Genomic DNA, 11,968 nt, shown 5'->3' with positions numbered 1-11,968 from the left:
TGGTCACAAAGAAAAGCCGCCAACGCGGCGAGCACATTCTATTCAATCTCAATCGCCACTTTGCCCTTAGCCCGCATGGTCTCGATATATTCAATCGCAATCGGCGTGTCCTTGAGCGGATAGGCGCGATCAATCACTGAGCGGATTTCCCCCGAAGCCAGCATTGCACCAAGTGTTTCAAGGTCCTCAGACGTCACTTCCGCGACTTTTAAAACAAATGCTTTGCCCATTTCTGAAAACAGCCAACGGCCAAATAAACCACCCATCAACATGTTCTTGAGATTAAAGCCAACCAACACCCATTTACTCACCGGGGCCATCGCGCGTTTTGTGTCCGAAATTGATCGGTTTGCGGCCAAATCGATAATCACATCATAAGCGACGCCGTTTTGGGTGAAATCTTCTTTTTTGTAGTCAATTACATGGTCTGCGCCAAGGCTTTTAACCAGCGCCACATTTGGTGTGCTGCACACGCCCGTCACCTCAGCGCCTAACGCTTTTGCGATCTGCACCGCATATGTACCCACGCCCCCAGAAGCACCGTTGACCAGCACTTTTTGCCCAGCCTTGACTTCGCCCCAATCACGCACCGCTTGCAAAGCGGTCAGACCGGCAATGCCAACAACACCTGCATCGAGAAATGAAACTTCTTTCGGTTTCAGCGCCAATTTCTCGGGTTTTGCAACCGCATATTGCGCAAAGGCTGCGGCACCAATGTCGCCGAAAACTTCATCGCCGACTTTAAGCTTTTTAACATTGCGCCCCACCCCGGCCACCACGCCAGCAACGTCTGCACCCAAAACCACATTCTTTGGTTTAAACAGGCCACTGGCCGCCAATCGAATGAAAAACGGACTGCCGCGCAAAAAATGCCAATCATATGGATTCACCGAAGAAGCTGCGACTTTAATCAACACTTGATCATCACTTGGGACCGGACGCTCAACCTGTTCAAGCCTCATCACTTCGGGCCCACCATATGCGCGGCTGGTTATCGCTTGCATTGTGTCGCTCATTTGCCCTCACCTTTTGCAGTTGCCCTGCACCATTGTGTCAAAAACCAATTGTGGAACTGAAATTGGGCGCAATTTCTTTGTTTCAAGGCCTTGAATTGGCACCAAATTCACCAATTGGCCCTAGCCGTCCCACATTCCACAACTATGGTTAGCGTCAGGTCTGCAAGACACATCGTTATATATCAATGACTTACGCCAGCAAACAAAGACCAAAAAGATACCTTTATCACTCCAAAGTATAACTCGACAAAAATCGCCCGAAGGGCCAGAAAACTCCCAAATCTCACGCATTTTTGGAGACATTATAAATGGCCCGCATCACCCTTCGTCAATTGCTCGACCATGCTGCTGAACACAGCTACGGCGTTCCAGCTTTCAACATCAACAATATGGAACAAGCTTTGGCGATTGCCGAGGCAGCGGACAAAACAGATTCTCCTGTCATCATCCAAGCATCCCGCGGCGCACGCTCTTATGCGCACGATGTGATGCTAAAGCGCATGATGGACGCGATCATTGAAATCTACCCACATATCCCTGTTTGTATCCACTTAGATCACGGCAATGGCCCGGCCACTTGCATGACCGCCATTCAATCCGGTTTTACATCGGTGATGATGGATGGCTCGCTTGAAGAAGACGGCAAAACGCCTGCTGATTGGGACTATAACGTTGGCGTGACAAAAAAGGTGACCGACACCGCACATTTGGGCGGTATTTCGGTTGAAGGCGAATTGGGTGTTTTGGGTAGCCTTGAAACGGGCGAAGGCGAAAAAGAAGACGGGCACGGTTTTGATGGCAAATTGTCAACCGAACAGCTTTTGACGGACCCCGACGAAGCCGTAAAATTTGTCCATGAAACCAAAGTTGATGCCCTTGCCATTGCCATGGGCACTTCACACGGCGCTTACAAATTCACCCGCCAGCCGGATGGCGATATTTTGGCCATGCATGTGATCGAAGAAATTCACCGTCGCCTGCCCGGCACGCATTTGGTCATGCACGGCTCTTCTTCTGTGCCCCAAGATTTGCAGGACATCATCAATGAGTTTGGCGGCGAAATGCCACAAACTTGGGGCGTGCCTGTTGAAGAAATTCAGCGCGGCATCAAAAACGGTGTGCGCAAAATCAACATCGACACCGATAACCGTATGGCAATGACTGGCCAGATCCGCCGCATCTTGCAAGAGAACCCAGGTGAATTTGACCCGCGCAAATATCTAAAACCAGCGCGTGAAGCCATGACCAAATTGTGCATCGAACGCCTTGAGCAGTTCAACACAGCCGGTCAAGCGGGCAAAATCGGTCGCATCATCCCATTGGCAGACATGGCCAACCGCTATGCAAGCGGCGAATTGGACCCTAAAATCAGTTAATTTGCGAACCAACTTTGCAATTATTCTAAGCGGCGTGTAGGGCTCTCTTGCACGCCGTTTTTATTTCGTGTTGCAAATACTTGCACTCTATCTATTTTCTGCCCAAATTACAGGCCATTAGGCACATACAATTTCTAAGGACCAATATGCGCGCGCAGATTTATCTCATTACCCCGCCAGACGCTGAACCGGCATTTGCATCCACTCTTCAATCCGTCCTTAAGGGCACAGAAGTTGCGGCCGTGTTGATCCAGCGCGGCGAGCGAGAAGACGATGCATATTTAGAGGTCGCCAAAGCACTGATCCCGATCGCTCAAAATGCAGGCGCGGCTGCGCTTTTGGATAATATGCCGGAGGCGGTCAACAAGTTGGGCGCTGATGGCGTGCATATGACTGGCGCGGCAAAAGAGATTCTCAACGCCGTCAAAAGCCTAAAACCGGCTTCTATTGTTGGCGCGGGTGGCATCCATTCAAAACATGACGCCATGACCAAAGGGGAGTTGAACGTAGACTATGTGTTCTTCGGCCACTTGGCTCCAAGCAAAGCGGCTGACGAATTTACACCAGAAGAGCTGGCCGATTGGTGGGCAGAAACCATGGAAATTCCAGCCGTTGGGTTCGACCCCGAACAGACAGATACCAAGGTCCGTTTTGAGTTCCGCGCACTGCGCGAAAACGTCTGGTCTGCCCAAGACCCAGCAACACGGCTAAAACAGATTTTGGGAGCCGCTGAATAGATGCGAAAAAATCGTCACCTTTTGCGCACCTTTTTTGCTTTCGCCTTATCGGGTGCGTGCGCAGTGACGTTTGTTCCCTTAGTAAATGCACAAGACGCCACCGCGGAGCAACAAGCCAAAGAAGCTGCAGATATTTCACGTTCGGTCCTTGGTCCGCGCAAAAAAATCGACGCGGCCTACGGCGCTTTTCAGACAGGCTACTATTTAACAGCCCTTTCGCTGGCGCTGCCGCGTGCGCAAAACGATGATGCCGCGGCACAAACACTCATCGCCGAACTTTATGCCAAAGGGTTGGGCGTGCCACAAAACCATGCCCGCGCCTCTTCTTGGTATGCCCTTGCAGACAAAAATGGCGACCTGAACGCCTCTTTTCAATTGGCTCTTCTTTATCAAAACGGATTGGGTGTACCCAAAAACCGGCAAAAAGCCGCCGACCTCACCAAAAAAGCAGCCGCCGGTGGCATTTTGCCCGCCATCTATAATTTGGCACAATTGCACGTTGAAGGCCGCTTTGTGGAGCCAAATCTGAGCCGTGCTGCTGAACTGTTCAAAAAGGCGGCTGATGCAAATATTGCTGATGCACAATATGACTATGGCAACGTGCTAATTGCCGGAGCTGGGGTTGCACCAAACCTGAACGAAGGCGTTTATTATATTGGGCTCGCCGCAGACAATGGCAATGTGCCCGCCATGGTTGAATATGCGACCTATTTGGTACAAGGAAAAGGCGTTCCACTTGATCTAGAAAATGCCGCCCTATGGTACAAAAAGGCGGCAGACCTGGGCAACCCGGTGGGTCAAGCCCGGTTTGGTCGCATGTTGGCCACCGGCAGCGGCGTGAAAAAAGATCTCATTGGGGCCGCAAAATGGCGCGCCTTGGCCCGCATGCAGGGGTTGGATGACAAAATTTTGGCAGAAATGCTATTGCCCCTTTCCCAAGCGGACATAGAAAAAGCCGAAAAGCAGGCGCGCGACTGGCCGGCCCGTTAAGCATTTACGGCCCAATCCACACCCGCAAACACCCAATAGCCTTGCGCAAAACCCAATATTAAGGCAAAAGGCAGGCCAACAGCTTTTGCGTGCAAGCCTGAGGTATGGCGAACGCAAGAATACGACCAATCTCGAAAGATCAACAAAGATGAAACTGAACGGCAACGAAATCCGCCCCGGCAATGTAATTTTGCACCAAGATCGCCTGTGGGTTGCAGTGAAAACACAAAGTGTAAAGCCTGGCAAAGGCGGCGCATTTGCGCAGGTTGAGCTAAAAGACATCGTATCTGGCACCAAGCTGAACGAACGTTTCCGCGCTGCAGAAACCGTTGAGCGCGTGCAGCTTGAACAAAAAGAATATCAGTTCCTTTATGCACAAGGCGACGAGTTGGTTTTCATGGATATGGCAAGCTATGAGCAGCTTGAATTGCAAGCAGACTTTGTTGGCGACCGCGCCGCATTCTTGCAAGACGGCATGATGATTGAAGTGGAAAGCTATGAAGGCAAACCACTTGGCGTTAAATTGCCCCAGTTTGTGACATTGGAAGTCAAGGAAACTGAGCCCGTTGTTAAAGGCCAAACCGCTGCCAACTCATTCAAACCAGCGCTGCTGGAAAATGGCGTAAAAGTTATGGTGCCACCATTTGTTGGCGAAGGCGAAAAAATCGTCGTCGACACCACCGAAGTCACCTATTCAAAACGCGCTGAATAATCGCTACCAAAATTAAGGCTAATATGTCATGGCACAATCTGCCCTTTTGACCATCATGACCGGAACGGCCCGCAAGGCCGCGCGTTCACTCAAACGCGATTTTGGTGAAGTTGAAAACCTACAAGTTTCGCGTAAAGGACCGGCGGATTTCGTTTCCGCTGCGGACCAACGCGCTGAAGAAGTGATTTTTGAAGAACTCTACCGCTCGCGCCCATCTTATTCTTTTTTGATGGAAGAGCGCGGCGCCATTGAAGGCACCGACGGCCAACACCGCTGGATTGTTGATCCGCTTGATGGCACCACCAATTTCTTGCACTCAATCCCAGCCTTTGCTGTTTCCATTGGCCTTGAGCGCAATGGCGTTATGGTTGCTGGCGTTATTTACAACCCGATCACCGAAGAGCTGTTCACAGCAGAACGCGGATCAGGTGCTTATGTAAACAACCGTCGCTTGCGCGTTGCAGGCCGCAACCATTTGGCGGACTGTGTAGCTGTGACCGGCATCAAACACACCGGCCGCACCGCAGAAGACACAAAAACCATCGCAGAAGTTGCAAAGCTGAACCCAACAGTTTCAGGCATCCGCCGCACAGGTTCTGCAGCGCTTGATATGGCATGGGTTGCCGCTGGGCGCTTTGACCTGATGTGGGAAACAGGCCTGCAGCCATGGGACATTGCAGCGGGCATGCTGATGATCCGCGAAGCAGGTGGCACCGTAACCGACATCAACGGCAAAGAAATTAAGCCCGAAAGCGGTTCTGTGCTTGCTGGCAACGAAAAAGTGCACGGCAAATTGCTTAAGGCGCTGAAAACGGTCTAGGCCCAGTTCGTTTTTAGAATTAATATTGGCCTCGGCATTCTGCCGGGGCCCTTTTTGTTCACGCGCAGCGGTTCAAATCTGTCCAATTGTGCAAACGTTGCTGGAACACACCGGCAAACTAAGTAAAGATTTGACATGGATGCCGTTATCAGTGAAATCACCGCCATTGCAACGATTGCGATTGCCCTGTTTGGCGCTGTGATTTGCTGGGCGCAATCTCGGTTTCAAAAAGTTTATCGAAGCTTTTCGTTGTTCTTGCTGTTCGTGGCCCTGAACAATTTGCCATCAGCCATAGAACGCGCGTTAGAACTTGCCCAGTTTCAACACACTGATTTATCGTTCCTTCCACTTAGTCTGTTTTCGTCCCTCTCTCTCGCTCCTAGCTTTTGGCTCTATGTCCATGTTTTGACGTCGAATAATCAAAACCGTCCCAACTATTTATCCATCCACATGGTGTTACCCAGCCTTGCAGGGCTTGCAGGGTTGGCGCTGTGGTTCGTGCCATTCGACATGCAAACCGCAATGCTTAGGGACGACCTCACATCGATTTCAGATTGGGCCATCACGGTTTTCGCTTTTGTCGGCATTCTAGAGCTTACAGCCTACGTCCAATTGGCGATCTATGTCGTTTTGGTCGTACGTCGACTATTGCACTATCGGCAGCAACTAAAGGACGTTTACGCGAGCACAGAGCAGCATGAACTGAACTGGATCATCGTCATCGGGTTGTTTTCTTTTGTGTTTTGGCTGGTCCAATTGCAGGGGTTATTGGCCCTCCTCGGGATATATGAGGCTTTGTTTTCTCCAGTTCTGTACAGCGTTGCGGGTTTCGCGTTGTTTTGCACCGCTGCATTTTGGGGATTGCGGCAGCGCCCTGCACTCGTTGCAAACAATGACGACAACTTCCAAGCAGAACAAGAAAATCGAAAATACGAAAACTCAGCGCTGACAGCGGACGCGCTAGAGCGTATTGAAAACAGACTCCGTGCCGCCATGCGCGATGAACAACTGCATAAAAATCCAAATCTATCCCTTTGGGATTTGGCCCAACATGTTGGCGCTTCTCCGAATTACATTTCGCAGACCCTCAACACGGTGATGAACCAGAACTTCTTTGATTTTGTAAACAGCTACCGGATTGAAGATGCAAAACACCTACTCGCGCACTCTGAAGCTTCAGTGCTGGCGATCACCTATGATGTAGGGTTCAATTCCCGCTCTTCATTTTATATGGCGTTTAAGAAAGTGACCGGGCACACGCCTTCCGCTTATCGAAAAAACTGTCCGAATGGGCACAATGAGACGACGAGCTGAGTTTAACCTGCAATTCCTGACCTCGTTATGAGATGTTAGGAGACCAAAAGTGTTATCTCGTTCTACCCGCAAAGTCCAACCAAACCCGGACAAACAAACTGCAATAAAACTCGCCACCCCACAAAAAAATATGGTTCGACCCATATCAATCAAGGGTGCGCTTGCTTTGATAGCTGGCTGTAGCGCGGCTCTGCTACTTTCTGCATGCTTTGCGGCACTTGGTCTCACTGGACGTCCCCAAGACCCAACTGACCGCCCCTATAAAATCGAAACCGTCCAGTTTGCTGGCGGCCCCGGTGTAACGCTGGCTGGCGAGCTCACCATGCCAGAGAGCAAAGGCCCGCATAAAGCGCTTGTGCTGATTTCAGGTTCGGGGCCACAAGACCGCGATGAAGCGTTGGCTGATCATCGCCATTTCCTTGTTTTATCTGACCACTTAACACGTGCGGGTTACGCGGTTCTGCGCTTCGACGATCGCGGCTTTGGCGAAAGCACCGGGAACTTTGAAACCGCAACCCTGACCGACTTTGCAAATGACACCGCCGGCGCTTTTCGTTTCTTAGCATCTCAACCGGAGATAGACCCCGCAGGCATTGGTTTCTTTGGCCATTCAGAAGGTGGTTACATTGCGCCCGCTGCTGCAAGGCTCGTAGACCCCGCATTTATGATATTTGCAGCAGGGCCTGCCCGTTCGTTTTCAGACGTCCTAGCAACCCAAACAGCTGATACTCTGCGCGCTGAAGGGCAAAGTGATGAAGTGATTAAAAAAGCTGTCAGCGACTACCTCGAAGGCAACAAGATAATTGCCCAACAAAAGCCCATTAAAGAAATTCACCGGGAACTATCTGCATTCATGCTTTCAATTGGTTTGCCGAAAAACGAACTTGAAGACATTTTGAAGTCTTTTGCTGGGCCATGGGGATTGGAATACGCAACACACAAACCAGAGATAAACCTACGGGCATTCGATGGTCCAGTTCTTGCCCTTTTTGGCGACAAAGACCTGCAGGTTTCGGCAAAAGAAGAAGCCCCTGTTATGCGTAAATTACTCAGCAACGCAAGGTCCCAAGTCCATGTGTTTGCCGGACTGAACCACCTCTTCCAGCCAACCGAAACGGGTCTGCCTTCTGAATATGAAGAGATCGAAATCACCTTTGCTGAAGAGGTTTTGGACCACATCACCAAATGGCTCGATACTCTTTAATCAAAGCATCTCACGCCTGAAGTAACGTCAAGACATGAAAGCAACTTCTAATGTTGAAACTATCACTAAAAGCACTACCAATTGCTGCCACGTTGGGGCTATGCGCCTGCAGTTCAAGCAGCTTACATGCTATTCCGCCAGAACAAATGAGCTGCACAGAATTGGCCCGCGAAATCGGCCGGGCCCAGCAGGCAAAAGAAGATGCCGATGCAGATAGCTTCATAGGCACTTTTGGTGCTCTACTTGCGGATAATAAGGCCGATCAAACCGCCCATACCGTTGACGGTCTTGTCGGAGACATCACCAGCGCGTCAGCAGACAGCACGCTTAAAAAGCTCAATGCGGTGTTTCATCGCAACGGCTGCCGCTGACACCGATAGGCAACGAAACAATGTAGCGGCACGCCTATTCTCGGGGCGTGCCAGAACTAACCAACTTCGCTTAGTCACTTGTGTTGGAAAAGCTAAAGCAGTTCGGTCAACTCCGACATGCTGGATATGGTGTGGTTTGGCACAATATCGGTTTTGTTGGATTGGCCCTCTGCGTTGAACCATACAGAAACGGCACCGACCCCATTAGCACCCTTAACATCATGCGCCAAAGAATCGCCCACATGGCAAACCGTTGCGGGATTTTGAACTTTGGCACGCTTGAACATCTCATGAAAAATCCGTGGATCCGGTTTCTTGAAAGAGAATTTTTCGCCCAACAGAATATGATCAAAAACACCTTCAAGCCCAGCGCGTTCTGGATCAGAATTGCCATTGGTTATAAGTACCAATTGGAACTGCTCTTTCAGTTGGCGCAAAACTTCCCGCGTATCGGGATACCAATAAACCGTGCCAAACCGAACATCTTCAAACAGCTGCATCGCCTGCTCTACGATCATGTCGCAATCGGGGTGACCTACCAAAACGCGCTGGAATGACAATCGTCTGATCGTCAACATTTCCATAGCGTGCCCACGGCTTTGTTCGTATATCTCGTCCCGAGTGCTTCTCAGGACTTGAGCTGAAATCTGCAAGCCAAAGTCATCATATAGAAACGCCGAAACTGCGTTTAAAGCATCTTCCAATGTGCGTTGAAAATCAAACAATGTTTGATCAGCATCAAATGAAACTGTCTTTATGCAAGTCATTCAACTCTACTAGGCATTCAAACTGAACAAGTAAATAGGCAACCAAAAACGCCAAGTATGCACTCATGCTGGACCTAAGGGCCCAACAATAACCAATGCTACCCAACGTACGCCACAACAATTCGATTTAAATATTGTCAGGCTCAACTGCACTGACCAAATTCGCAAGTTGGGAGCGTTTGGTATTCTGGGAGCCGCGGCAGAATTATTGGGGCATTCTTGTTGAAAATCGTACCGGAAACATGCATGCATAAGCCAATACATTTTGCAATTTTCATCAGAACTATTCTTTAAAGTAGTCCCATGCGTCGAAAAACTGGCACAAAACTACCAGCACCTTATTTAAAGCGCGTCTCACTTATGGCCGATCAATTGGTAGACAAAACAGGCTACCCTTATGACTTGCCTTGGCTGCAGGACCGTGAGTTCGAGCTAGACTTTACAACACCTGTCACCATCATTGTTGGTGAAAACGGCACAGGCAAATCTACCCTGATTGAAGCCATAGCAGCGCATAGCGGTTATGATGAAGCTGGTGGCAGCAAAGACCATGCTGCGGTGGACCACAGGAAAGCGATTGATAAAAGCGGGGCGCTTTTAAAAGAGGTCCTCCGCGTAAGTTGGTTGCCCAAGGTTACAACCGGATGGTTTTTCAAGGCAGAAACATTTTTTCTGTTGCGAGATATTTGGATGAGGTGGCCAGCCCATTTGCTGACTTCTTGTCAGCGAGCCATGGCGAAGGTTTCATCCGATTGTTTGAAGAACGCATGGCACGGCAAGGCATATATTTTATGGACGAACCCGAAAGCGCCCTTTCCCCCCAGCGCCAACTCGAACTATTGCGCATTCTAAATAACATTCAAGAACGCGCAAATTCACAGGTGATAATGGCAACCCACTCACCTATCCTCATGGCACTGCCTAACGCTCGGCTCCTAGAAATCACCCAAAGCGGCATTAGCGAAACAAGCTATCGCAACACCCAGCACTTTAAGTTGTATCAGGCCTTCACGTCCGATCCAGAAGACTTCATCGAAGATGCGCTGCGAGATGATGGGCTTAAGGAGTATTTGCGGTTGCGCAGGCAAGAATAATTGCCAACCACCCGCGCCCGCCACAACAATACCACAACAATTCGATTTAAATATTGTCAGGCTCAACTGCACTGACTAGAATCGCAAGTTGGGAGCAATCGATCTGAGGGAAATGTCGTTAATGGCGCAGTCATACGATCCATATCATCTTGCAAGTCCAACCATTTATCTTGTGAAGATGATCATCTTCCTCATAATCGTTGGCATGGTGGCGGTTATCATTGCGCCTCAACTGGTGGAAGCCTTTTGGGCCAACCCCTTCATTAACATCGTAATTTTGGCGGCATTGGGGATCGGCATCATCCTGTCGTTCCTGCAAGTTATGCGCCTATTCCCAGAAGTTCAGTGGGTGAATTCACTGCAGTCCGGGCAAATGGATGCGAATCGTCGGCAGCCTAAAATGCTTCTGCCCGTCGCCGTGATTTTGCGTGACAACTTGGGGGAGACCATGATCACCCCCGCTTCACTGCGTTCCATTTTGGATTCAGTGGGCAACCGCTTGGACGAAGCCAAAGACACTTCGCGCTATCTCACCAGTCTTTTGGTCTTCCTTGGGCTGCTGGGCACATTCTATGGCTTGCTGCAAACCGTTGGCTCGGTTGGCGACGTGATCAAATCACTCGACATTACCGCCGGGGATAGTGGCAACTTGTTCTCAAATTTGAAGAACGGACTTGAAGCCCCCCTATCTGGCATGGGCACGGCCTTTGCTTCATCCCTCTTCGGTCTATCGGGCTCCCTGATTTTGGGCTTTTTGGACCTGCAAGCGGGCCAAGCGCAAAATGCATTTTATACCGATCTTGAAGATTGGATGTCTTCAATGACCGAACTTGACCACCCCATGACCCAAATGCAGGTGGATCAAATGGGGCTTGATGGTGCGGGCATGCAAGAAATGGTCGCACAATTGGGCGCCACCATGCAAAATTCCTCGTCATCCCAAAACGCCATTCGCGCCATGGCCGAATTGGCCCACGGACTGGACGGGCTGACTAAAATTATCCGGCAACAGCAAGATGACTTGCGCACCCACATCACCGATCAGGGCGCAAATAACCAAAAAATGCGCGAGCTGGTGGACGCATTGCTCAAAAGTGTTGAGCAAGAAGAAACGCCAGACAAACCAAACCCACGCACCAAGGGCAAATAGGATATGGCGCGCGCAAGACGGCAAGCACGCCAAGACTATTGGCCCGGGTTCGTGGATGCGATGGCCAGCCTATTGCTGGTCATTATTTTCCTATTGTCCGTGTTCATGCTGGCGCAATTTTTCCTGAGCCAAGAAATCTTGGGCAAAGATAGCGCCCTCACGCGCCTCAACAGCCAAATCGCTGAATTGACCGAATTGCTGCAGCTAGAACGCACCAATTCAGAGGACCTGGAAACCACAATCGCTTCCCTGTCGGCTTCCCTTTCAGGTGCAGAAGCACAACGCGACAGCCTCAGCCAACAATTGGCCGGTCTTGGCGTGGGCACCTCAGAAAAAGACGGACAGATCGCCTCGCTTTCCTCTGATCTTGCCTCGGAACGCGAAATCAGTGCAGAAGCGGCCGCCCAAGTCGCCCTA

At 50.3% G+C, this 11,968-nt stretch carries 11 protein-coding genes and 2 pseudogenes; 11 read left to right on the top strand and 2 right to left on the bottom strand.

Going from position 1 to position 11,968, the window contains the following annotated elements:
* Positions 1 to 38 precede the first annotated feature (38 nt).
* Complete coding sequence (locus Q0231_RS04195; RefSeq protein ID WP_299345487.1) at positions 39 to 1,016, bottom strand: NAD(P)-dependent alcohol dehydrogenase; 978 nt, start codon at positions 1,014 to 1,016, stop codon at positions 39 to 41.
* 308 nt (positions 1,017 to 1,324) lie between these two features.
* Between Q0231_RS04195 and fba the strand changes: the two genes are divergently transcribed.
* The 8 genes from fba to Q0231_RS04155 all read left to right on the top strand — a co-directional run bounded on the left by fba (position 1,325) and on the right by Q0231_RS04155 (position 8,540).
* Positions 1,325 to 2,392: a class II fructose-bisphosphate aldolase gene (gene fba / locus Q0231_RS04190; protein WP_299345484.1), complete on the top strand. Its 1,068-nt coding sequence runs from the start codon at positions 1,325 to 1,327 to the stop codon at positions 2,390 to 2,392.
* Between the two features lie 146 nt (positions 2,393 to 2,538).
* Complete coding sequence (locus tag Q0231_RS04185; protein WP_299345481.1) at positions 2,539 to 3,129, top strand: thiamine phosphate synthase; 591 nt, start codon at positions 2,539 to 2,541, stop codon at positions 3,127 to 3,129.
* Positions 3,130 to 4,119 (top strand): tetratricopeptide repeat protein, encoded by a 990-nt coding sequence (locus Q0231_RS04180; protein WP_299345478.1) that lies wholly within the window; start codon positions 3,130 to 3,132, stop codon positions 4,117 to 4,119. It begins immediately after the preceding gene.
* A 148-nt stretch (positions 4,120 to 4,267) separates the two neighbouring features.
* Positions 4,268 to 4,831 carry an elongation factor P gene (gene efp / locus Q0231_RS04175; protein ID WP_299345475.1) on the top strand — a complete coding sequence of 188 codons (564 nt, stop codon included), beginning with the start codon at positions 4,268 to 4,270 and terminating at the stop codon, positions 4,829 to 4,831.
* Positions 4,832 to 4,859: 28 nt separating this feature from the next.
* On the top strand, positions 4,860 to 5,651 hold the full coding sequence (locus Q0231_RS04170; protein ID WP_299345472.1) for an inositol monophosphatase family protein: 792 nt from the start codon (positions 4,860 to 4,862) through the stop codon (positions 5,649 to 5,651).
* 135 nt (positions 5,652 to 5,786) lie between these two features.
* Positions 5,787 to 6,965 carry an AraC family transcriptional regulator gene (locus Q0231_RS04165; RefSeq protein ID WP_299345469.1) on the top strand — a complete coding sequence of 393 codons (1,179 nt, stop codon included), beginning with the start codon at positions 5,787 to 5,789 and terminating at the stop codon, positions 6,963 to 6,965.
* Between the two features lie 49 nt (positions 6,966 to 7,014).
* On the top strand, positions 7,015 to 8,169 hold the full coding sequence (locus Q0231_RS04160) for an alpha/beta fold hydrolase (protein WP_299345466.1): 1,155 nt from the start codon (positions 7,015 to 7,017) through the stop codon (positions 8,167 to 8,169).
* A gap of 50 nt (positions 8,170 to 8,219) precedes the next feature.
* Positions 8,220 to 8,540 (top strand): hypothetical protein, encoded by a 321-nt coding sequence (locus tag Q0231_RS04155; RefSeq protein ID WP_269394874.1) that lies wholly within the window; start codon positions 8,220 to 8,222, stop codon positions 8,538 to 8,540.
* Positions 8,541 to 8,632: 92 nt separating this feature from the next.
* Here Q0231_RS04155 and Q0231_RS04150 read toward each other — a convergent pair whose 3' ends face one another.
* The gene (locus Q0231_RS04150; protein WP_299345459.1) at positions 8,633 to 9,307 is read right to left on the bottom strand and encodes an HAD family hydrolase; all 675 of its coding nucleotides are present in this window, start codon (positions 9,305 to 9,307) and stop codon (positions 8,633 to 8,635) included.
* Between the two features lie 303 nt (positions 9,308 to 9,610).
* Here Q0231_RS04150 and Q0231_RS04145 point away from each other — a divergent pair.
* The 3 genes and pseudogenes from Q0231_RS04145 to Q0231_RS04135 all read left to right on the top strand — a co-directional run.
* A pseudogene (locus Q0231_RS04145) lies at positions 9,611 to 10,401 on the top strand (AAA family ATPase).
* Between the two features lie 121 nt (positions 10,402 to 10,522).
* A complete protein-coding gene (locus Q0231_RS04140; protein ID WP_299345456.1) occupies positions 10,523 to 11,551 on the top strand; it encodes a flagellar motor protein MotA in 1,029 nt (342 codons plus the stop codon).
* A 3-nt stretch (positions 11,552 to 11,554) separates the two neighbouring features.
* A pseudogene (locus Q0231_RS04135) lies at positions 11,555 to 11,968 on the top strand (peptidoglycan-binding protein); the annotation flags it as partial.

Origin of the sequence: uncultured Maritalea sp. (assembly GCF_937139385.1) — a bacterium.
Classification (GTDB): Bacteria; Pseudomonadota; Alphaproteobacteria; order Rhizobiales; family Devosiaceae; genus Maritalea; species Maritalea porphyrae_A.
This window is presented reverse-complemented; position numbering and strand designations above follow the sequence as displayed.

Bases quoted from the DNA above. Each gene is read 5' to 3' on its own strand.
- Q0231_RS04140 (WP_299345456.1), top strand. From the start codon at position 10,523: ATGGCGCAGTCATACGATCCATATCATCTTGCAAGTCCAACCATTTAT.
- Q0231_RS04170 (WP_299345472.1), top strand. From the start codon at position 4,860: ATGGCACAATCTGCCCTTTTGACCATCATGACCGGAACGGCCCGCAAG.
- Q0231_RS04150 (WP_299345459.1), bottom strand. From the start codon at position 9,307: ATGACTTGCATAAAGACAGTTTCATTTGATGCTGATCAAACATTGTTT.
- fba (WP_299345484.1), top strand. From the start codon at position 1,325: ATGGCCCGCATCACCCTTCGTCAATTGCTCGACCATGCTGCTGAACAC.
- Q0231_RS04195 (WP_299345487.1), bottom strand. From the start codon at position 1,016: ATGAGCGACACAATGCAAGCGATAACCAGCCGCGCATATGGTGGGCCC.
- Q0231_RS04185 (WP_299345481.1), top strand. From the start codon at position 2,539: ATGCGCGCGCAGATTTATCTCATTACCCCGCCAGACGCTGAACCGGCA.
- efp (WP_299345475.1), top strand. From the start codon at position 4,268: ATGAAACTGAACGGCAACGAAATCCGCCCCGGCAATGTAATTTTGCAC.
- Q0231_RS04155 (WP_269394874.1), top strand. From the start codon at position 8,220: ATGTTGAAACTATCACTAAAAGCACTACCAATTGCTGCCACGTTGGGG.
- Q0231_RS04165 (WP_299345469.1), top strand. From the start codon at position 5,787: ATGGATGCCGTTATCAGTGAAATCACCGCCATTGCAACGATTGCGATT.
- Q0231_RS04180 (WP_299345478.1), top strand. From the start codon at position 3,130: ATGCGAAAAAATCGTCACCTTTTGCGCACCTTTTTTGCTTTCGCCTTA.